Genomic DNA, 20,901 nt, shown 5'->3' with positions numbered 1-20,901 from the left:
CGGGGCGGGGACACGGCTGTGCCCGGCGTCCGTGCGGGGACGCCGGGCACCGGGCCGGGCGGGCCTCGTCATGGCGTTACGCGCCGCCCGCTGTCCTCATCGTTGCGTTACGCGCGGCCCGCCGTCTTCTGGGTGCGGCGCGAGACCGAGTCGATGACCACGGCGGCCAGCAGGACGGCGCCCGTGATCATGTACTGGATGGCGTTGGCCATACCGATCATGTTCAGGCCCTGCTGGATCGACTGGATCACGATCATGCCGAGCAGCGCGGACCAGACCTTGCCCCGGCCGCCGAAGAGGCTGGTGCCGCCGATGACGGTCGCCGCGATGACCAGCATCAGCGTGTTGCCGCCGCCGAGGCCCTTGGTGGCGCCGCCGGAGAGGCTGGCGATGAAGAGGCCGCCGAAGGCGCCCAGCATGCCGGAGAGCGCGAAGACGGTGATCCGGATGCGGTCGACGCCGATGCCGGCGCGGCGGGCCGCCTCCGGGTTGCCGCCCACCGCGAAGACCTGGCGGCCGAAGGCGGTCCGGCGGGCCACGAAGTCCGCGAGGACCAGCACGGCGAGGAAGAGCACCAGGGCCAGCGGCATTCCGCGGGCGCCGGAGGGCTCGTTCAGCACGTACGCGACGGCGAAGCACAGGACGGCGATGACGCCCGTACGGAGCAGGATCTCGCTGGTCGGACGGGCCGGCAGGCCCGCGGCCCCGCGGCGCCGGCTGTCCACCAGGAGCGAGAAGGCGTACGCGAGGACGGCGACCAGGGCAACACCGTACGCGACAGCCTTGTCCTCGAAGAAGTAGTTGGTGAGGTTCTCGACGATGCCACCGGACGGCGTGTTGATCGAGCCCTCACCACCGATCACCCACTCCTGCAGACCGCTCCAGCCGAGGAAGCCGGCCAGGGTGACGACGAAGGCCGGCATCCCGATCTTGGCGAAAAAGAAGCCGTGCAGTGCGCCGATCACCATGCCGCAGAACACCGCGGCGAGCACCGCCGCCCAGTCGTTCCAGCCGTGGCGCACGTTGAGCACGACGCAGACGGCCGCGCCGACGCCGGCGAGCGAGCCGACGGACAGGTCGATCTCGCCGAGCAGCAGCACGAAGACGATGCCGACCGCCATGATGCCGAGGCCGGAGCTGTAGACGGCGATGTTGGCGACGGAACTGGCGGAGAGGAAGTTGCTGTTCTGGAGCTGGAAGACGATCGCGATGACGATCAGTCCGACGAGGACCGGCAGGGAGCCGAGTTCGCCGCCGCGCACCTTGCGGGTGAACTCGGACCAGTAGCCCTTGAGTCCCTCCTCGCGGACCAGCAGGCGCGGGTCCACCGCGGGAAGGGGGGCCGCCGGGGCCTCGGCGGTCTTCCCGGTGGAGACTTGGGGAGTTTCGGCAGAGGCCCCGGGGGTCTTGGCAGAAGTCCCGGAGGTCTCGGGAGTCCCGGCAGAGGTCCCGGGGGTCTTGGCGAGGTCGCTCACTTCGCTCCCTCCTTCGTGGCGGTGCGTGCCTGGCGGCGCGTGACGGCGTTGTCCGTGGCGCCGGTGATCGCGGAGATGATCTCCTCGTGGGACGTGGTCGCCACGTCGAAGACTCCGTTGTTGCGGCCCAGCCGCAGCACCGCCACCTTGTCGGCGACCGCGCGCACGTCGGCCATGTTGTGGCTGATGAGGATGACGCCGTGACCGCGCTCGCGCAGTCGCTCGACGAGGTCGAGGACCTGGGCGGTCTGCTCGACGCCGAGGGCGGCGGTCGGCTCGTCGAGGATGACGACCTCGGGATCACCGATCAGGGCGCGGGCAATGGCCACGACCTGGCGCTGACCGCCGGAGAGCGAGGCGACCGGGATACGGACGCTGGGGATCCGGATGGACAGGGTGTCCAGCAGTTCCTTGGCGCGCTTCTCCATCGCGATCTCGTCGAGGACCGAGGCCCTGCGCAGTTCGCGGCCGAGGAAGAGGTTGGCGACCACGTCGAGGTTGTCGCAGAGGGCCAAGTCCTGGTAGACGGTGGCGACTCCGAGCTCCTGGGCGTCGTGGGGCCGGTTGATCCGGACCGTCCCGCCCTTCCACTCGATGGCGCCTTCGTCGATCGGGTGGACCCCCGAAATGGTCTTGACGAGGGTCGACTTGCCGGCGCCGTTGTCGCCGACCAGGGCGACCACTTCGCCGGCACGAATCTCCAGGTCCACATCGGTGAGCGCCTGGACGGCGCCGAACCGCTTGGAGATTCCGCGCAACGCCAGCACGGGCGCAGCGGACACGTGAATCATCTCCTTCACCGCCTGACCGGCGGGAACGGTGCTGAGTTCGAGGGGACGGTGCCGGTCACCGGACCGCGGGGGCGGCCGGGAGGTCTTCGGGCACGGGGCCGGAAGGACTCCGGACGGGCTCCGGAAGGGTCCGCCTCGGAACGTCGTCGCCGGGGGACGACCACGCGCCGAGGGCCGGACCCGGTGGGGAGGCCCCGCCCGGCCGGGCCCGTGGTGCGCCCCGGAGGAGGGCCGCACGCGGGTGACCGGAACCGGTGGGAAGTCCGGCGCCCGCCCCTGCTGCGGGGCATGTGACGGGGCGGGTGCCGGACCGGACCGGGGAACGCTTGCCGGCGGGTGTTACTTGATGCCGGCGGCGTCGCAGGCCGCCTTGTACTGGGCGGTGCAGATCTCCTCGACCTTGTACACCTTGTCCGCGATGATCGTGGAGGCGATGTTCTCCTTGGTCACCACCGAGGCGTCGTACAGCTTCGAGGGGATGCCCTTGAACTCGCCGGAGAGGCTGTCGACCTCGACCGGGGCCAGGTCGTCGATCTTCTCGCCCTTGAGGAGCCTGACGGCGATCTCGGCGGTGGTCTCGGCCTCCGGCTTGATCTGCTTGTAGATCGAGAAGGCCTGCTCGCCCGCGATGATGCGCTGCAGACCGGCGAGTTCGGAGTCCTGGCCGCCGACCGGGACCTTCACGGCCTGCTTCTTCAGGGCGGTGATGATGCCGCCGGCCATGCCGTCGTTGGCCGAGTAGACGGCCTGGAAGCCGTCCTTGCCCAGGGAGTCGATGGCCGCGCCCATCTTCTTGTTGGCCTCGTCCGCCGACCAGTCCGGGATGTCCTGCTCGTAGACGACCTTCTTGACCTGCTTGTCGAGGACGCTGTGCGCGCCCTTCTTGAAGAAGGGGGCGTTGGGGTCGGTCGGCGAACCGTTGATCATGACGACATTGCTGTCCTCGGCCTTGGCGCCCAGCGCCTTCACCAGCGCCTCGCCCTGGAGTTGACCGATCTTCTCGTTGTCGTACGACACGTAGGCGGAGATCGGGCCCTCGGCGAGACGGTCGTACGCGACGACCTTGACGTCCTTCTTCGCGGCCTGCTGGACCCAGGACTTGGCGGCCTTGTAGTCGACGGTGTCCAGGATGATGACCTTCACACCCTGCGTGACGAGCGCGTCGAACTGCTTCTTCTGGGTCTCGGTGTCCTGCGCGGCGTTGTTGTACTTGATCTCGCAGTCGCCGCACAGCGACTTGATCTTGTCCTCGATGATCGGGCGGTCGAACGTCTCGTAACGCGTGGTCTTGTTCTCCGGCAGGAGCAGACCGATGGTCCTGCCGTCGCCACCGCTGCCGGAGTCCTTGTCGTCACCCGCCTTGCCGCAGGCGGTGAGGGAGAGGGCCATCGAGATCGCAGCCGTTCCCATGACCAGGCGTCGCGTCGTTGCGTTCATTACGGGTTGCCTCCCTGACGAGGCCGCAACGTTGCGGCCGAGGTGGCTGGCAGTCAACTCGGCTGTCACGTCAGCGTCAAGGAGTAAATCCTTAACGAGATGACAACGGTGCCATTCATTATCTAAGTGAAGGCAGGAGCGCCCGCCGACAGGGCGCTCTCCAAAAGGGGTGAATCCCCCATCTCGCTGAGCACCAGGGCCAGTGCGCCCAGCACCTCGGCCCGGCCGCCCAACGCGCCCGGCAGCACCGACAGTTGACGGGCCGCGCTGGGAATGGCGTACCGGGAGACCGAGTCGCGGATCGGCGCGAGCACCAGCTCGCCCGCCTCGGCGAGCGAGCCCCCGAGGACCACCCGGCTGGGGTTGAGCAGGTTGCAGAGGCTGGCCACCCCGCTGCCGATGTGCCGCCCGACGTCCCCGATCACCCGGCGGCAGCCCGGGTCGCCCCCGCGGGCCAGCTGGACCACCCGCTCCATGGTGAGATCGGGGCCGTGGCCGGGCGTGAGCAGCGGCAGGACGTACCGGGCCGCCGCGAAGGTCTCCAGGCACCCCCGGTTCCCGCAGCGGCACACCGGCCCCGACTCGTCGAGCGTGATGTGCCCGATCTCGCCGGCCGTGCCGCCCGGTCCCCGGTAGATCCGTCCGTCGATCACCAGGCCGGCGCCGACGCCGTCGGCGACCTTGATGTAGGCGAGGTCCTTGACGCCGCGGCCGCTCCCCCAGACCAGCTCGCCGAGCGCCCCGAGGTTGGCGTCGTTGTCGACGTGCACCGGCACGCCGAGCCGGCCCGCGAGCTCCTTGCCGGGGTTGATGCCCGTCCAGCCCGGCAGGATCGACGTGGAGCCCAGCGTGCCGGACTCCACGTCGATCGGGCCGGGAACGCCGAGGCCCACCCCGATCACCTTGTCCCGGCTGATCCCGGTCGTTTCGATCAGCCGCTTCACGAGTCGTTCCGCCCGCCCGAACCCCTGCGCGGACGAGGCGTCCACGTCCAGCGGCTCGGCCTCCTCTGCCAGTACCTGGTGGGCGAGGTTGCCGACCGCCACCCGCAGGTGCGTGTGCCCGAAGTCGACGCCGATCACGACGCCCGCATCGCCGCTGAGCGAGACGCTGCGGGCCCGGCGGCCGCCCGCCGAGGTGGGGGTCACCTCGACCGTGCCGCCTTCCTTCAGTTCACGAACGATGTTGGAGACGGTGGCCGCCGACAAGCCGGTGCTCCGGGCGATCTCGGCCTGGGTGAGCGAACCCGCCATGCGCACCGCCCGCACGACCCGCTCCAGGTTGGCGCGATGCAGCGACGTCTGCGACCCCGGAGTCTCCATTGACTCTCACTCCTAGCGTTCTCTCCAACATGTGAACTCCAAGCTGAGCGTTTTGAGGCGGTCCCCGTCAAGACCTTGAGCGATCGAAGCCCCGGATGAGCGCCCCGTCCGCCCCCGGGCGGCCACCCGCCGCCCGCGCACGCGAACGCGAACCGCCCGCCGGCGGGAAGCCGGCGGGCGGTTCGTACGGGTGGTGCGTATGGAGGGTGCGTACGGGCGAGGGAGCGGGGGCCGAGGGGCGGACCGTTACTTCACGGCGCCCGCGGTGAGTCCCGCGACGACCTGGCGCTGGAAGACGATGTAGGCCCCGAGGACCGGCAGCATCGCCATCACCAGACCGGCGAACAGACCCGACCAGTCACCCTTGTACCCCTGGCTGTTGGCCAGTTCGACCAGCCCCTGGGAGAGCACCCGCTGGTTCGGGTCGGTGTTGAGCACCGTCGGCAGCATGTACTGGTTCCACTGCCCGAGGAAGTTGAAGATGCCGACGCTGATCAGGCCGGGCTTCGCCATGGGCAGCATCACCTGGAAGAACGTCCGGGTGTGCGAGGCCCCGTCGAGCATCGCCGCCTCCGCCACCGAGGTCGGCAGCGTCCGGAAGAACGAGGTGAGGAAGAAGACGGTGAACGGCAACGAGTACGCGATGTACACCAGGATCAGTCCGTGCTGCGTGTTCAGCAGGGACATGTTGTTCATCACGAAGAACAGCGGGACCAGCGCCAGAATGATCGGGAAGCTCATCCCGCCGATGAACAGGAAGTACAGGAAGCGGTTGCCCGGGAAGTCGAACCGCGCCAGCACGTAGGCCGCCATCGACCCCAGCAGCAGCGTACCGACGAGCGAGCCGCCCACCACCACGATCGTGTTGAAGAAGTAGTCGCTCATGTGCGCCTGGTTCCAGGCGCGCGACCAGTTCTCGAAGTGCAGCTTGTCGGGCAGCTCCCACGGCGTCGACAGGATCGAGTCGTCCGTCTTGAACGACGACATCACCGCCCAGAGCAGCGGCATGACGACCAGGATCGCCCAGATGATCAGCACACCGTGCGAGAAGACGTTGAGGACCTTGCCCTCGCTGCTCTTCTCCTCGACGGCCGGGGCGGGGCGCTTGGCCGCGGGGGCCGGGCCCGCCGCCGGGGGCGCGGGCGGGGTGTCAGTCGTCTTCACGTGTACTCACCTCGTACTGTCGAGCCGGAGACGGAGGCCGACCTGTGGTACCTGCTGGGGGTCCGGGGGCCGTCGCCCCTCATTCGCGGCATCAGAACTCCAGCCGTTCGCGCCGGCCCAGTCGCATCACGACGGCGGCGAAGAGCATGGTGACGATCAGCAGTCCGACACCGATCGTCGTCGCGTAGCCGGCCTGCCCGTCGCGGAAGGCCGTCTGGTAGACGTACAGCGGCAGGACCGTGGTCGAGTAGTCGGGGCCGCCGGGGCCCACGGTCATGACCTGTACGGCGGTGAACGCCTCCACGCCGAGGGCCAGGATGCCCATGTACACCCAGCCCGACTGCACCGTGTCCCAGAGCAGCGGCAGCGTGATCTTGAAGAACGTGGTGAACCGGTTGGCCCCGTCGAGGAGCGCCGCCTCGTAGAAGTCCTTGGGGATGGACGCCATTCCGGCCGAGAAGAGGACGACGAAGAATCCGACCGTCGACCAGACCAGTACCGTCATGACGCAGATGAGCGCCAGGTTCGGATCGCCGAGCCATTCGGGCTGGAAGGAATCCAGACCGATTCCCTCCAGCGTCGAGTTGATCATCCCGCCGCGCGGATTGAACGCGAACTGGAAGAGCAGGGCGACGATGACGATCGAGAGCACCTGCGGGAAGAAGTAGGCGATCTTGTAGAAACCCGACCCGCGCACACCGGAGACCGTGGCGTTCTTCCGCCGTCGGCCCCCGACATTGAGCATGAAGGCGAAGAACAGCGCCAGACCCAACGTCACCAGCGGCAGCAGCAGCACGAGCAGCACACTGTGCTGCAGCGACTTCCAGAAGATGTCGTCCTTGAACATCCTCGTGTAGTTGTCGAACCCGACCATCTTGAAGTCCGGACTCAGACCCGTCCAGTCCGTGAACGAGTAGTAGATGGACTGGATGAACGGCCAGATGACGAAGACCGCGTACAACGCCAGTGGGGCCACCAAGAACCCCACGATGAAACGGTACCTGCCGTGCTGCATCGTTTACCGACCCCGATCTTTCCGCGGGTGCCGCCGCTGGTGACGGTTGCTCACTGGTGCTTGTAGTGCTTGATGGACTGGTCCTTGGCCGCCGCGTCGGCGAAGGCCTGGATCTTCTTGATGGCCTCGGCGGGGGTCAGGCGGCCGGCCATCATCTCGCCGATGCCCGCGGTGCCGATCTGCTCCTTCTGGAGCTTCACGTACCAGTCCTGCATGCGCGGGTTCACCACGTTGTCGCCGGCCTTCTTCAGCGCGTCGACGCCGGACTGCAGCGCGGTCGACAGGGTCAGGCCGTCGGTGCCGCCGTTGAAGGCACTGAGCGACTTGACCTGCTTGGTGAAGTTCTTCGAGGACTCCTCGGAGAGCATGATGCGCAGCTGCTCCATGCCGCCCTCGGGGTTGTTCGCCTTGGCCGGGACGATGAAGGGCTCACCGCCGGATGCCCAGATGGTGCCGAACGGCATCTTGTCGGACGAGTCCAGGCCGGACGGGGCCGCGACCATCATTTTGAAGTCGTCGGGCGTGGTCGCCGCGGCCTCGTTCTCCACCCACGAGCCGTTGGGGATGAAGAGCGCCTTGCCCTTGGTCCACTCGGTCTGCGACTGGATGTGGGTGAGGGCGGGCGTGCCGTCGAGGATGTACCCCTTCTTGTACAGCTCGTAGTACGCCTCGAACGCCGTCTTGACCGCGGGGTCCTTCCAGGCGTTCGGCTCCAGGTTGTCGATCTTGTCGAGAACCTCCCGGCCGCCGATCTTGGCGATGAACGGGTAGAGCGAGAACGGCAGGTAGTAGGGGTACTTGCCGGGGTACGTCCAGCCGGCGATGCCCTGCTTCTTCGCCTTCTTGCAGAGGGCGAGCATGTCGTCCCAGGTCTCCGGGTACTCCGCGTCGAGCTTCTCGAGCGCGGTCTGCGAGTACCAGACGCCGTAGACCGTGTACGCGTAGTACATGATCCAGACCGGGTCGCCGTCGAACTGGCCCATCTCCAGGACGCCGGGGCGCAGCGTGTCGCGGACCTTCTTGCTCGGGTCGTCGATGGAGGGGGCGTCCATCAGCGGCGTCAGGTCCATCAGCTGCTTCTTGCCGACCAGGACACCCATGTCCATCTGCTCGGCACCGGAGTTGTCGATCAGGTCCGGCGGGGTGCCCCCGTTGAAGCGCGGCTGCAGCTGCGACTGGATCTTCTGGGTCGCGGCGTGCTTGACCTTCGGGGCCTTCGGGAACGCCTCGTTGTACTTCTTCTCCGCGTCGATCGCGTACTGCTCGCCGAAGCCGCCGTTGAAGATGACGACTTCGAGCGGGGCCGTCTCGTTGACGCCGAGCGGGTTGTCCTTGGTGACCTTGCCCTTCTCGACCTTCTTGTCGCTGCCGCCGTCGCTGCTCGCGCACGCCGACAGGAAGCCCATCGCCGGAACGCTGATCAGGCCGAGTGCGGCAGATCGCTTGATCACATCGCGACGGCCGGGGCCCTCATTCTTGTGGGCGGAGGTGGATCCCATGCTCAAGTCCTCGCCTTCTCCAGGACTCAGGCGGTGTGTACCGGTCGCCCGTCGAAATTCGCCTCAGGCGAAGGGCCCCGCCACCGCGGTCAGTTGCGCTTGGGTAGTGCTGAGTTCAAAGCTATCCACGTGCATCAGGGGTGGAGAAAGCCGGACATCGGGTGCATTTTTCGCACCACTCCCGTCCGTTCCCCCCGCGTCCCCCTCGTCCGCACCGATGAAACATCGGTGCGGACGCCGACAGGTATAGTCCACTCACGGTCAACTGAGCAAGATCGAACACAAGGTTGAACAGCAGTCTTTCCCGAGTTGAGACCTCGCGGATATCCGGAACCCCCACCTCCTGATCCGGCTGTAACGTTTTCCGCATTACGGTCGATACTGTCAGCCATTACCTCCCAACTCCCTTGACACACCATGGCACTTGACTCCCTACTGAACCTTGCGTACCTATTGACAACGTTTTCCCTGTATGTGCCCCGGGGAGGCAGGGCGCGGCATGCGGCCCGTTCACAGAACGCCCGCCGTCGGCCCGTTCACAGCACGTCGACCGCCGGCCCACTCACAGGGCCCGGTGCCGCTCCGTCCACCGGGCCCGGGCGCCGGTACGCTCATAGGGCCCGGTCCTGCTCCGGGCTCTCCGGGACGGCCCGGGAGAACAGGCTCTCGGGCAGGGTCACGTTCCACGCCGTGATCACCGGCTGGCCGTGTTCGGTGCCCAGCCGCGAGACGGCTCCCGTGGCGAGCTGGAACAACGTGCCATCGGCCGGGGTCAGTCCGAGGTAGCGGGCGGTGAGCACCCGCAGGAAGTGGGAGTGGGCGACGAGCGCGACGTCCTCGCTCTCGTCCCGGGCCGCGGCCCTCATGACCTCGGCCAGCACCCGGTCGGCGCGGGCCCCGACCTCGGCGGGCGTCTCCCCGGGGTGCGCCTCGGGGCCGGGGGCGACCCCGTCGGTCCACAGGTTCCAGCCGGGGCGGGTGCGGTGGATCTCGTCGGTGGTGAGCCCCTCGTAGCCGCCGTAGTCCCACTCGCGCAGTTCCGGCGTGATGCGGGGAGCGGCGAGCCCGGCGAGTTCCGCGGTGCGCCGGGCGCGTACCGCGGGGCTGACCAGGGTGAGTGTGATCGGCCGGTCGGCGAGCAGGGGTGCCAGGGCGTGGGCCTGGCGTTCGCCGAGGGGGGTCAGGGGCAGATCGGTGTGACTCGTGTGCTGTCCGGACCGCGACCACTCCGTCTCGCCGTGCCGGATCAGGATCAGCTCGCCCATGATGTTTCCGCTCTTTCCTTCTGTTGCCGTACCGCTGTTTCCGTACCGCTGTCGCTGTCGCTGTCTTTGGTCTTTGTCGCTGTCGCTGTCGCTGTCGCTGTCGCTGTCGCTGTCGCTGTCGCTGTCGCTGTCGCTGCGAGAACCCGCAGGCCCACGATCGCATTCCCGCCGGGCCGAAGGCGGGTGCGGCTCGCCCTCGGGCGTACGAGCGGTGACGGGCCGTCCGGGTCCGGGGGGCAGGCACGGGAAAGGGCCGCCCCCCTTCGTCCTGCGAAGGGGGGCGGCCCGTTGTCTCCTGCCGGATCGGCTACTTGCGGATCAGGCTGCGGAGCACGTACTGCAGGATGCCGCCGTTGCGGTAGTAGTCCGCCTCACCGGGGGTGTCGATGCGGACGACGCCGTCGAACTCCACACCGGTGTCGGTGGTGACCTTGACGGTGCGCGGCGTGGTGCCGTCGTTCAGCTCGGTCACACCGGTGATGGAGAAGGTCTCCTCACCGGTCAGGCCGAGGGACTCGGCCGTCTGCCCCTCCGGGAACTGGAGCGGGAGGACGCCCATGCCGATGAGGTTCGAGCGGTGGATGCGCTCGTAGGACTCGGCGATGACGGCCTTGACGCCGAGGAGCGCGGTGCCCTTGGCGGCCCAGTCGCGGGACGAGCCGGAGCCGTACTCCTTGCCCGCCAGGATCACCAGCGGGGTGCCCGCGGCCTGGTAGTTCTGCGAGGCGTCGTAGATGAACGACACCGGCCCGCCGTCCTGGGTGAAGTCGCGGGTGAAGCCGCCCTCGGTGCCCGGCGCGATCTGGTTGCGCAGGCGGATGTTGGCGAAGGTGCCGCGGATCATGACCTCGTGGTTGCCACGGCGTGAGCCGTAGGAGTTGAAGTCACGACGCTCGATGCCGTGCTCCGTGAGGTACTTGCCGGCCGGGGTGTCGGCCTTGATGGCACCGGCCGGGGAGATGTGGTCGGTGGTGACCGAGTCGCCGAGCTTGGCCAGGACACGGGCGCCGGCGATGTCCTCGACCGGGGTCGTCTCCATGGTCATGCCCTCGAAGTACGGGGGCTTGCGCACGTAGGTGGACTCGGAGTCCCACTCGAAGGTGTTGCCGGTCGGGATCGGCAGCGCCTGCCACTGGGCGTCGCCCGCGAAGACGTCCTGGTAGGACTTGTTGAACATGTCCTCGCCGATGGCGTTCGCCACGACGTCGTTGACCTCGGCCTCGGTCGGCCAGATGTCCGCGAGGTGGACGGGCTTGCCGTCCTGGTCGACGCCGAGGGCGTCCTTGGTGATGTCGACCTTCATCGAACCGGCGATGGCGTACGCGACGACCAGCGGCGGGGACGCCAGGTAGTTCATCTTGACGTCGGGGTTGATCCGGCCCTCGAAGTTGCGGTTGCCGGAGAGCACCGAGGTCACGGCCAGGTCGTGCTCGTTGACCGCCTTGGAGACCTCCTCCGGCAGCGGGCCGGAGTTGCCGATGCAGGTGGTGCAGCCGTAGCCGACGAGGTTGAAGCCGACCTTGTCGAGGTACGGGGTCAGGCCCGCCTTGTCGAAGTAGTCGGTGACGACCTTGGAGCCCGGGGCGAGGGTGGTCTTGACCCACGGCTTGCGGGTCAGGCCCTTCTCGACCGCCTTCTTCGCCACGAGCGCCGCGGCGACCATGACGTACGGGTTCGAGGTGTTGGTGCAGGAGGTGATCGCGGCGACGGTGACGGCGCCGTGGTCCAGCTCGTACGTCGAACCGTCGGGGGCGGTCACGGTGACCGGGTTGGACGGGCCGCCGTTGGGGGAGACCGCCGGGGCGTCGGAGGCCGGGAAGGACTCCTTGCCCGCCTCGTCGACCTCGTCCACGTAGTTGCGCACGTCCTGCGCGAACTGCTGGGCGGCGTTGGCCAGGACGATGCGGTCCTGCGGGCGCTTCGGGCCGGCGATGGAGGGGACGACCGTGGCGAGGTCCAGCTCCAGCTTCTCGGAGAAGTCCGGCTCGGCGGCCGGGTCCAGCCAGAGGCCCTGCTCCTTGGCGTACGCCTCGACGAGCGCGACCTGCTGCTCGTCACGGCCGGTCAGGCGCAGGTACTTCAGCGTCTCGTCGTCGATCGGGAAGATCGCGGCGGTGGAGCCGAACTCCGGCGACATGTTGCCGATGGTGGCGCGGTTCGCGAGGGAGGTGGCGGCGACGCCCTCGCCGTAGAACTCGACGAACTTGCCGACGACACCGTGCTTGCGGAGCATCTCGGTGATGGTCAGCACGAGGTCGGTGGCGGTGGTGCCGGTCGGGAGCTCACCGGTCAGCTTGAAGCCGACGACGCGCGGGATGAGCATCGAGACCGGCTGGCCGAGCATCGCGGCCTCGGCCTCGATGCCGCCGACGCCCCAGCCCAGGACACCGAGGCCGTTGACCATGGTGGTGTGCGAGTCGGTGCCGACGAGGGTGTCGGGGTAGGCCTGGCCGCCCCGGACCATGACCGTGCGGGCCAGGTGCTCGATGTTGACCTGGTGGACGATGCCGGTGCCCGGGGGGACGACCTTGAACTCGTCGAAGGCGGTCTGGCCCCAGCGCAGGAACTGGTAGCGCTCCTTGTTGCGGCCGTACTCCAGCTCGACGTTCTGCGAGAACGCGTCGTTGGTGCCGAACTTGTCGGCGATGACGGAGTGGTCGATGACCAGCTCGGCCGGGGCGAGGGGGTTGATCTTCGCCGGGTCGCCGCCCAGCTCCTTGACGGCCTCGCGCATGGTGGCGAGGTCCACGACGCACGGCACACCGGTGAAGTCCTGCATGATCACGCGGGCCGGCGTGAACTGGATCTCCTGGCTGGGCTGGGCCTGGGAGTCCCAGCCGCCGAGGGCCCGGATGTGGTCGGCGGTGATGTTCGCGCCGTCCTCGGTGCGGAGCAGGTTCTCCAGCAGCACCTTCAGGCTGTAGGGGAGGCGCGCGGAGCCCTCGACCTTGTCCAGCCTGAAGATCTCGTACGACTCGTCGCCCACGCGCAGCGTGCTGCGGGCGTCGAAGCTGTTCGCCGACACGACAGTCTCCTTCATCAATGTGCGCGTACTCCGCGCCGCGCCTCCCTTACGGCGGGCGCCGCGTGGTGCCGCCTATGGCCCCGGCCATCCGCTAAGGTAAGGCTTGGTTAGGTAACCCTTACCAACTGGCTGACGCGTGCGCCTTCGGCATATATCTCGATGTCGAGATAACTCTAGTACATCACCGTGGCGCGGTCATGCCCGGCCGGGCCCCCCGGCGCCCGCCTGCGGCCATGTGGGTCACGGACCGGGTCCGGTCCTCGTCACCCGGTGGCCCCGGCGCGGGAGCCGGCGGGAGATAATCGCCGGTGCGCCGGGCCGGCGGGGGCTAGCCTCCGTGCGATGGGAGTATGCATCGAGGTCCTGATCGTGGACTGGGAACGGCTCGGAACCGTCCCGGCGGACAAGCAGTCCGCCCTCCTCTGGGACATCTTCGACGACGACGATCTCGCCCGGGACTCCCCCCTTCCGGTGGGATGGGCCCGGCCGAGGGAGGAGGACGCCGACTGGTGCCGCCGATACGACTTCCACGGCACGCTCGGCTCCTACAAGCCCCACTTCTGGGCGGGCGAGCGGTGGGAGGACGTCCGCGACCACGCCGCTCCCGGTCTGCGCACCGCCCTGGACCACTACCTGTCGGCGCTGTTCTGGGGCGGCCTCCCGTTCATGGACGGCGGCGACGGCGAGGAGGGACCCGAGCCGGAATGCCCCTGGAACGTACGGACGTTGATGTGGTCCGCGCCGGACGAGGTGCCGGGGATCAAGCGGCTCTGGGAACGGGCCGCGCCCGAACTCGACACGCTGCGAGAGCCGTTCGCGGAGCACGCCGCGTCCCCGGGGAGCTGGATCGCGGACTTCGACGCGTTCGTCCTGCTGTTGGAGGACTGGGGCGAGGTGATGGCCGAGGCCGACCGGCGCGGCTGGGGCGTCCTCGGGCTCCACTGCTGAACGTCCGCCAGCCCAAAGCCCGTTACCCACGGGAACGCGCCTCCGCGCAGGCACGAACCCCCGAACCACCGAACCACCGATCGACGAAGGAGAAACCGGAAACGTGAACGACATCAGTGGGTTCAAGGACATCTCGCCGACCACCCTCGCCGACCTCCTGGGACGCGCACAGGTCATGGACATCGGCATCCGTCCGTTGTGGTCCCCGATGCCGCGCATAGCCGGACCGGCGTTCACCGTGCGGTGCCCCCCGGGCGACAACCTCATGCTCCACGCGGCCATCCATCGCGCGGAGCCCGGCTCCGTCATCGTCGTCGAGTCGGGCGACGTGGACCACGCCCTCGCCGGCGGGAACGTCTGCGCCGTCGCCCGGCGCCGGGGCATCGCGGCGTTCGTGGCCGACGGGGTGATCCGCGACCTCGCCGAGGTGCGCGAGATGGACTTCCCCGTCTTCGCCAGGGGCGTCATCCCCATCCCGGGCACGAAGAAGGCCGTCGAGCCGCTGGGCGGGCCCGTGCGGTGCGGCGGCGTACTGGTGAACGCCGGTGACATCGTGGTGGCCGACGAGGAGGGCATCGTGGTCACGCCCCGGGACCGGCAGGAGCAGGTGCTCACCGATGCCCGGAAGAAGGCGGCCAAGGAGGCCGGCGAGTCCCTCGACGCGTGGGAGGCGGCACATCGCGCCCGCATCGACGACATCCTGCGCGCGAACGGCTTCGAGGGCTGACAACAAGAAGTCCCACCCTCCCCCGCCCTGCCCCGGACGGACGCACAGGGGGTGCCGTCGCGACGGCCCGGGGGAACCATGGAACCCGCGGTGAGCGCCGGGCCCGTACCACCCGTACGGGCCCGGAAGCGCGACCGCCACGCGGTCATGCGCACCCGTTCACCCGAACGGCATACCCCGACGCAGGTCTCATCTCATATCTGAGATAACCTTTCGCCATGTCAGACGATTACCTCGTACGCATCGGCAAGCTCATACGTGACGCCCGTCAGCACCGGGGCTGGACACAGAGTCAGCTCGCCGAGGCGCTCGCCACCAGCCAGAGCGCCGTGAACCGCATCGAGCGCGGCAACCAGAACATCAGCCTTGAGATGATCGCGCGCATCGGTGAGGCGCTCGACAGCGAGATCGTGTCGCTCGGCTACGCCGGGCCCATGCACCTGCGGGTGGTCGGCGGGCGCCGGCTCTCGGGCTCCATCGACGTCAAGACGAGCAAGAACGCGTGCGTGGCACTGCTCTGCGCCTCGCTGCTCAACAAGGGCCGCACGGTGCTGCGCCGGGTGGCCCGGATCGAGGAGGTCTACCGCCTCCTGGAGGTGCTCAACTCCATCGGCGTGCGCACCCGGTGGATCAACGAGGGAACCGATCTGGAGATCGTCCCGCCGGCCCGGCTCGACATGGACGCCATCGACGCGGACGCCGCGCGCCGGACCCGTTCCATCATCATGTTCCTCGGCCCGCTGCTGCACCGCATGGACCGGTTCAAGCTCCCGTACGCGGGCGGCTGCGACCTCGGTACGCGGACCATCGAACCGCACATGATCGCGCTGCGCCGTTTCGGCCTGGAGATCGCCGCGACCGAGGGCATCTACCACGCCCAGGTCGACCACACGGTCACCCCCGGCCGCCCCATCGTCCTGACCGAGCGCGGCGACACCGTGACCGAGAACGCGCTGCTGGCCGCCGCCCGGCACGACGGCACCACCGTCATCCGCAACGCGTCCTCCAACTACATGGTCCAGGACCTCTGCTTCTTCCTGGAGGCGCTCGGCATACGCGTGGACGGCATCGGCACGACCACACTGACCGTGCACGGCGTCCCGCACATAGACGTGGACGTCGACTACTCCCCCTCCGAGGACCCGGTCGAGGCGATGAGCCTCCTCGCCGCCGCCGTGGTGACGGAGTCCGAGCTGACGATCCGCCGGGTGCCGATCGAGTTCCTGGAGATCGAGCTCGCGGTGCTGGAGGAGATGGGCGTCGACTGCGGCCGCACGACGGAGTACACCGCCGACAACGGACGCACCCGCCTGGTCGACCTCACGGTCCGGCCCTCCAAGCTGGAGGCGCCGATCGACAAGATCCACCCCATGCCGTTCCCCGGGCTCAACATCGACAACGTGCCCTTCTTCGCGGCGATCGCCGCCTCGGCCCACGGCCAGACCCTCATCCACGACTGGGTCTACGACAACCGGGCCATCTACCTCACCGACCTGAACCGCCTCGGCGGCAGGCTCCAACTCCTCGACCCGCACCGTGTGTTGGTCGAGGGCCCGACCCGCTGGCGCGCCGCCGAGATGATGTGCCCGCCCGCCCTGCGCCCCGCGGTGGTGGTGCTGCTCGCCATGATGGCGGCGGAGGGCACGTCCGTCCTGCGCAACGTGTACGTCATCAACCGGGGTTACGAAGAGCTGGCGGAACGGCTCAACTCGGTGGGCGCGCAGATCGAGATCTTCCGCGACATCTGAGCCGCGAACACCGCCCCCCTCCACCCCTTCTTCACCGCGAACGCCGCCGCGCCCTTCCCGCCCCGCATCGCTGCCGGGCCGGGGAGGGCGCGGCGGCATTTCCGTTGCGCGTCCGGGGAGTTGGGCCGGGAGGATCAGGTTTTCCGGCCGCTCGGGGCCATCACGCATTACCGCATCGCCGGAGCCGAATCGGCCACCTGACAGGCGCATCGCCGATTGCGGCTGAATCACGCCGGTCCCCGGGCAAACATCGTGCGGACATGATCAGCGTATCGAGTTAACGTCGGCGGCTTTCCTTGTTCCGGAGAGCGAAACGGCTACTAGGGTTCCCCTGGATCTGGACGGATTCCCGTCACATCCCCCTTTCCCCCCTGTTGCCCGATGACGTCCGCATACGCGTGTCGCCGCCCTGCCCAAGGAGCGCTTGTCCGATGACTGTTGACTCGAGCCCGGAAGTACGACCGGAGCTGCCCCGGCAATCCAGCCTGGGCACGGCGGCTGCCCGCAACCTGGCCACCACGACCAAATCGGCCCCGCAGATGCAGGAGATCACCTCCCGCTGGCTGCTGCGGATGCTTCCCTGGGTGGAGGCCCGGGGCGGGGCCTACCGGGTGAACCGCCGCCTGTCCTACACCATCGGCGACGGGACCGTGGAGTTCGTCCAGGACGGCGCCAACGTCAAGGTGATCCCCCGGGAACTCGGCGAACTGGCCATGCTGCGCGGCTTCGACGACCTGGAGGTGCTGACCGCGCTCGCCGGCCGCTGCGTCCAGCAGGACTTCCGGGCGGGCGAGACGCTGGTCGAGCGCGGGACGCCCGCGGACAAGCTCCACCTCATCGCCCACGGCCGCGTCAACCAGACCTCCGTCGGCAACTACGGTGACGAGGTCGCCCTGGACGTACTCGCTGACGGCGACCAGTTCGGGGAGCACGCCCTCCTGGACGGGGACGGCCGGTGGGAGCACACCGTCACCGCCGAGACCTCGGGCACGCTGCTCACGTTGTCACGCGCCGACTTCGCGGCCGTGCTGTCCACGGCGCCGGGTCTCCGGACCCACCTCGAAGAGTTCTCGTCGTTCACCAACCGGCGGCAGAACCACCGCGGCGAGGCGGAGATCGCGATGTCGGCCGGCCACGTCGGGGAGCACGAGCTGCCCGGCGCGTTCGTCGACTACGAACTGCATCCGCGCGAGTACGAACTCTCGGTGGCCCAGACCGTTCTGCGGGTCCACACGAGGGTCGCCGACCTCTACAACGAGCCGATGAACCAGACCAAGGAGCAACTCCGGCTCACCATCGAGGCGTTGCGCGAACGCCAGGAGCACGAGCTGATCAACAACCGGGAGTTCGGGCTGCTCCACAACTCCGACTTCAAGCAGCGCATCCAGACGCACTCCGGCCCGCCGACCCCGGACGACCTGGACGAGCTGCTCTGCCGGCGCCGCGGTTCCAAGTTCTTCCTCGCGCACCCCCGGACGATCGCGGCGATCGGGCGCGAATTCAACGCGCGCGGGCTCTACCCCGACCACACCGATCTCGGGGGCCAGCAGGTCCCGGCCTGGCGCGGGGTGCCGATCCTCCCCTGCAACAAGATCCCCATCACGCCGGAGAAGACCAGCTCGATCCTGGTCATGCGTACCGGCGAGGACGACCAGGGCGTCATCGGCCTGCACCAGACCGGGCTGCCGGACGAGTACGAACCGGGTCTGTCGGTCCGCTTCATGGGCATCGACGAGAAGGCGATCATCTCCTACCTCGTCAGCACCTACTACTCCGCCGCGATCCTCGTGCCGGACGCGGTCGGCGTGCTGGAGAACGTGCAGATCGCCCGCCGCCCCGCGTAACGGACCCGGCCCGGAGGGCAGACGCGCGACGCCCCGGCCCCGCCGGGGAGGTCGCGCGTGCCCGAGGGCCCCCGGGACAGCCGCCCACCACCGAGGAGCCATGGATGCCCGTGCCCGAGCTGCCACCGCCGCAGTCGAGCCTGCCCGAGGCCGCTTCCCGCTTCGGGACACACGTACTGGCTGCCGCCGCGGCCCGCGCCCACGACGTCGGGGCCGCCTTCGGCGGCCCGCCCGCCACGCCTTCCCTGCCCGCCGCGCCCTTCCCCGGCCCCCCTGCGGCCGGGACACCCGCACCGGCCCCCGCCGCCGCACCCGCACCGGCACCGGCCGCCGACCTTGACCGGCTCCTGCGCGGCCCCAACGGGCTGGGCACGGCGGACCTGCGCCTGGTCCCGCGGGAGGAGCCGCCGACGCCTCCGGTCCCCTCCGCCGCAACGACGGAAGGCGTACCGGTCCCGGGCCTCTACCACCACCCGGTGCCCGAGCCCGACCCGGTGCGGGTCGAGGAGGTCAGCCGGAGGATCAAGGCCTGGGCGCTGGACGAGGTCTCCCTGTACCCCGAGGAGTGGGAGGAGCAGTTCGACGGCTTCTCCGTGGGCCGCTACATGGTCGGCTGCCATCCGGACGCGCCCACCGTCGACCACCTGATGCTCGCCACGCGCCTGATGGTGGCCGAGAACGCGGTGGACGACTGCTACTGCGAGGACCACGGGGGCTCGCCCGTCGGCCTCGGCGAACGCCTTCTGCTGGCGCACACCGCCCTCGACCCCCTGTACACGACGGAGGAGTACCAGCCGCAGTGGGCAAAGTCGCTCCACTCGGACGCGCCCCGGCGTGCCTACCGCTCCGCCATGGAGTACTTCGTCCGTGCGGCCAGCCCCTCCCAGGCGGACCGGTTCCGGCACGACATGGCCCGGTTGCACATGGGGTACCTCGCCGAGGCGGCCTGGGCCCAGCTGGGGCGCGTCCCGGAGGTGTGGGAGTACCTGGCGATGCGTCAGTTCAACAACTTCCGCCCCTGCCCGACCATCACCGACACCGTCGGCGGCTACGAACTGCCGGCGGACCTGCACGCCCAGGCCGCCATGCAGAAGGTCATCGCCCTCGCGGGAAACGCGACGACCATCGTGAACGACCTGTACTCGTACACCAAGGAACTCGACGCTCCCGGGCAGCACCTGAACCTGCCCGTCGTGATCGCCGAGCGCGAGGGCCTCTCCGAGCGGGACGCCTATCTGAAGTCGATCGAGGTCCACAACGACCTGATGCACGACTTCGAGACCGAGGCCGCGGCCCTGGCCGCCGCCTGCCCCGTACCGAACGTGCAGCGCTTCCTGCGGGGAGTGGCCGCGTGGGTCGACGGCAACCACCACTGGCACCAGTCCAACACCTATCGCTACAGCCTGCCCGATTTCTGGTAAGAGAATGGATTCATCCGTGCCCAACACCGAACTCACCGCCACCACCGCAGCCCCGCTCATCCCTCGCCCGGCGACGCCCTACCAGGGGGACATCGCCCGCTACTGGGACGGGGAGGCCAGGCCCGTGAACCTGCGTCTCGGCGCTGTCGACGGCCTCTACCACCACCACTACGGCATCGGTGAGGTCGACCACGCCGCGCTCGGCGACCCCGAGGACAGCGAGCGCGAGAAGAAGCTGATCACCGAGCTCCACCGACTGGAGTCGGCGCAGGCCGAGTTCCTCCTGGGGCAGCTCGGCGACATCGGGCGCGACGACACCCTGGTGGACGCCGGTTGCGGCCGCGGCGGCACGATGATGATGGCGCACCAGCGCTTCGGGTGCAAGGTCGAAGGCGTCACGCTGTCGGCCAAGCAGGCCGACTTCGCCAACGGGCGGGCCCGTGAGCTCGGTCTCGAGGACCACGTCCGCGCCCGCGTCTGCAACATGCTCGCCACTCCCTTCGAGACCGGGTCGGCCGCGGCCTCGTGGAACAACGAGTCGAGCATGTACGTCGACCTGCACGACCTCTTCGCCGAGCACTCCCGCGTCCTCTCGGTCGGCGGCCGCTACGTGACCATCACCGGCTGCTGGAACCCGCGGTACGGCCAGCCCTCGAAGTGGGTCTCGCAGATCAACGCGCACTTCGAGTGCAACATCCACTCGCGCCGGGAGTACCTGCGCGCCATGGCCGACAACCGCCTCGTGCCGCAGGCCGTCATCGACCTCACCCCCGACACCCTGCCCTACTGGGAGCTGCGGGCCACGTCCTCGCTGGTCACGGGGATCGAGGACGCGTTCATCAACTCCTACAAGGACGGCTCCTTCCAGTACCTCCTGATCGCGGCCGACCGCGTCTGACCGCGTCCGGCCTCCCGCCGACCGGGCACAGGGGGCCGGCGCCCCGACACCGGAATCCATGAGGGCTCCCCTCCGCAGGCCGAACTCCTGCGGAGGGGAGCCCTCGGCGCAGTTGCCCGCTCGCGACCGGAGCCGCAAGCCGCCGTATCGCCGCACGCGTTCACCGACCGCCTCTCACAGCACCGCCCGTCCGATCCGCCATACCGCCGAAGCCACCTTCGCGAACCACGACACCGAGCGTGTTGACGATGTCAACACATCAATCCGACTTGGGTCAACAGAGCGTTGGTGTACACTCCCCACGGGATGTACGCGACAAGTG

At 68.8% G+C, this 20,901-nt stretch carries 15 protein-coding genes; 6 read left to right on the top strand and 9 right to left on the bottom strand.

Annotation, left to right across the window (positions count from 1 at the left end; genetic code table 11):
• Nucleotides 1–107: 107 nt before the first annotated feature.
• The 9 genes from OCT49_RS28095 to acnA all read right to left on the bottom strand — a co-directional run bounded on the left by OCT49_RS28095 (nt 108) and on the right by acnA (nt 12,993).
• Nucleotides 108–1,475, bottom strand: coding sequence for a sugar ABC transporter permease (locus OCT49_RS28095; RefSeq protein ID WP_502963426.1), 1,368 nt, complete (start codon nt 1,473–1,475; stop codon nt 108–110).
• Nucleotides 1,472–2,266: an ATP-binding cassette domain-containing protein gene (locus OCT49_RS28090; protein WP_283854582.1), complete on the bottom strand. Its 795-nt coding sequence runs from the start codon at nt 2,264–2,266 to the stop codon at nt 1,472–1,474. Before OCT49_RS28090 ends, OCT49_RS28095 begins: the two co-directional genes overlap by 4 nt.
• A 339-nt stretch (nt 2,267–2,605) precedes the next feature.
• Nucleotides 2,606–3,703 carry a substrate-binding domain-containing protein gene (locus tag OCT49_RS28085; RefSeq protein ID WP_283854581.1) on the bottom strand — a complete coding sequence of 366 codons (1,098 nt, stop codon included), beginning with the start codon at nt 3,701–3,703 and terminating at the stop codon, nt 2,606–2,608.
• Nucleotides 3,704–3,825: 122 nt separating this feature from the next.
• Nucleotides 3,826–5,025 carry an ROK family transcriptional regulator gene (locus OCT49_RS28080; RefSeq protein ID WP_283854580.1) on the bottom strand — a complete coding sequence of 400 codons (1,200 nt, stop codon included), beginning with the start codon at nt 5,023–5,025 and terminating at the stop codon, nt 3,826–3,828.
• Between the two features lie 246 nt (nt 5,026–5,271).
• Nucleotides 5,272–6,189, bottom strand: coding sequence for a carbohydrate ABC transporter permease (locus tag OCT49_RS28075; RefSeq protein ID WP_283854579.1), 918 nt, complete (start codon nt 6,187–6,189; stop codon nt 5,272–5,274).
• Between the two features lie 91 nt (nt 6,190–6,280).
• Nucleotides 6,281–7,204 carry a carbohydrate ABC transporter permease gene (locus OCT49_RS28070; RefSeq protein ID WP_283854578.1) on the bottom strand — a complete coding sequence of 308 codons (924 nt, stop codon included), beginning with the start codon at nt 7,202–7,204 and terminating at the stop codon, nt 6,281–6,283.
• Nucleotides 7,205–7,254: 50 nt separating this feature from the next.
• Nucleotides 7,255–8,703 (bottom strand): N-acetylglucosamine/diacetylchitobiose ABC transporter substrate-binding protein, encoded by a 1,449-nt coding sequence (gene ngcE, locus OCT49_RS28065; protein ID WP_283854577.1) that lies wholly within the window; start codon nt 8,701–8,703, stop codon nt 7,255–7,257.
• A gap of 611 nt (nt 8,704–9,314) precedes the next feature.
• The gene (locus tag OCT49_RS28060; protein WP_283854576.1) at nt 9,315–9,968 is read right to left on the bottom strand and encodes a histidine phosphatase family protein; all 654 of its coding nucleotides are present in this window, start codon (nt 9,966–9,968) and stop codon (nt 9,315–9,317) included.
• A 307-nt stretch (nt 9,969–10,275) separates the two neighbouring features.
• Entirely contained in the window at nt 10,276–12,993 is a 2,718-nt protein-coding gene (acnA, locus tag OCT49_RS28055) for an aconitate hydratase AcnA (protein WP_283854575.1), read from the bottom strand.
• A gap of 342 nt (nt 12,994–13,335) precedes the next feature.
• Between acnA and OCT49_RS28050 the strand changes: the two genes are divergently transcribed.
• The 6 genes from OCT49_RS28050 (at nt 13,336) to OCT49_RS28025 (ending at nt 20,579) form a co-directional block, all read left to right on the top strand.
• A complete protein-coding gene (locus OCT49_RS28050) occupies nt 13,336–13,941 on the top strand; it encodes a hypothetical protein (protein ID WP_283854574.1) in 606 nt (201 codons plus the stop codon).
• A gap of 103 nt (nt 13,942–14,044) precedes the next feature.
• Entirely contained in the window at nt 14,045–14,668 is a 624-nt protein-coding gene (locus tag OCT49_RS28045) for an RraA family protein (RefSeq protein ID WP_283854573.1), read from the top strand.
• A gap of 218 nt (nt 14,669–14,886) precedes the next feature.
• Nucleotides 14,887–16,416 carry a helix-turn-helix domain-containing protein gene (locus tag OCT49_RS28040; protein WP_283854572.1) on the top strand — a complete coding sequence of 510 codons (1,530 nt, stop codon included), beginning with the start codon at nt 14,887–14,889 and terminating at the stop codon, nt 16,414–16,416.
• Nucleotides 16,417–16,847: 431 nt separating this feature from the next.
• Nucleotides 16,848–18,260, top strand: a complete 1,413-nt coding sequence (locus OCT49_RS28035; RefSeq protein WP_283854571.1) for a family 2B encapsulin nanocompartment shell protein — start codon at nt 16,848–16,850, stop codon at nt 18,258–18,260.
• Nucleotides 18,261–18,364: 104 nt separating this feature from the next.
• Nucleotides 18,365–19,681 carry a family 2 encapsulin nanocompartment cargo protein terpene cyclase gene (locus OCT49_RS28030; RefSeq protein ID WP_283854570.1) on the top strand — a complete coding sequence of 439 codons (1,317 nt, stop codon included), beginning with the start codon at nt 18,365–18,367 and terminating at the stop codon, nt 19,679–19,681.
• Nucleotides 19,682–19,697: 16 nt separating this feature from the next.
• Entirely contained in the window at nt 19,698–20,579 is an 882-nt protein-coding gene (locus tag OCT49_RS28025; RefSeq protein ID WP_502963425.1) for a geranyl diphosphate 2-C-methyltransferase, read from the top strand.
• The last annotated feature ends 322 nt before the right edge of the window (nt 20,580–20,901 follow it).

The sequence above is a fragment of the Streptomyces sp. ML-6 genome (assembly GCF_030116705.1).
In the GTDB taxonomy this organism is placed as follows: Bacteria; Actinomycetota; Actinomycetes; order Streptomycetales; family Streptomycetaceae; genus Streptomyces.
Note: the sequence above shows the minus strand (reverse complement) of the source record. Positions and strands in the feature narration are given on the sequence as shown.

Excerpts from the sequence above, each read along its gene's own strand:
- OCT49_RS28090 (WP_283854582.1), bottom strand. The coding sequence starts at position 2,266 with ATGATTCACGTGTCCGCTGCGCCCGTGCTGGCGTTGCGCGGAATCTCC.
- OCT49_RS28085 (WP_283854581.1), bottom strand. The coding sequence starts at position 3,703 with ATGAACGCAACGACGCGACGCCTGGTCATGGGAACGGCTGCGATCTCG.
- OCT49_RS28080 (WP_283854580.1), bottom strand. The coding sequence starts at position 5,025 with ATGGAGACTCCGGGGTCGCAGACGTCGCTGCATCGCGCCAACCTGGAG.
- OCT49_RS28070 (WP_283854578.1), bottom strand. The coding sequence starts at position 7,204 with ATGCAGCACGGCAGGTACCGTTTCATCGTGGGGTTCTTGGTGGCCCCA.
- ngcE (WP_283854577.1), bottom strand. The coding sequence starts at position 8,703 with ATGGGATCCACCTCCGCCCACAAGAATGAGGGCCCCGGCCGTCGCGAT.
- OCT49_RS28060 (WP_283854576.1), bottom strand. The coding sequence starts at position 9,968 with ATGGGCGAGCTGATCCTGATCCGGCACGGCGAGACGGAGTGGTCGCGG.
- OCT49_RS28050 (WP_283854574.1), top strand. The coding sequence starts at position 13,336 with ATGGGAGTATGCATCGAGGTCCTGATCGTGGACTGGGAACGGCTCGGA.
- OCT49_RS28040 (WP_283854572.1), top strand. The coding sequence starts at position 14,887 with ATGTCAGACGATTACCTCGTACGCATCGGCAAGCTCATACGTGACGCC.
- OCT49_RS28035 (WP_283854571.1), top strand. The coding sequence starts at position 16,848 with ATGACTGTTGACTCGAGCCCGGAAGTACGACCGGAGCTGCCCCGGCAA.
- OCT49_RS28030 (WP_283854570.1), top strand. The coding sequence starts at position 18,365 with ATGCCCGTGCCCGAGCTGCCACCGCCGCAGTCGAGCCTGCCCGAGGCC.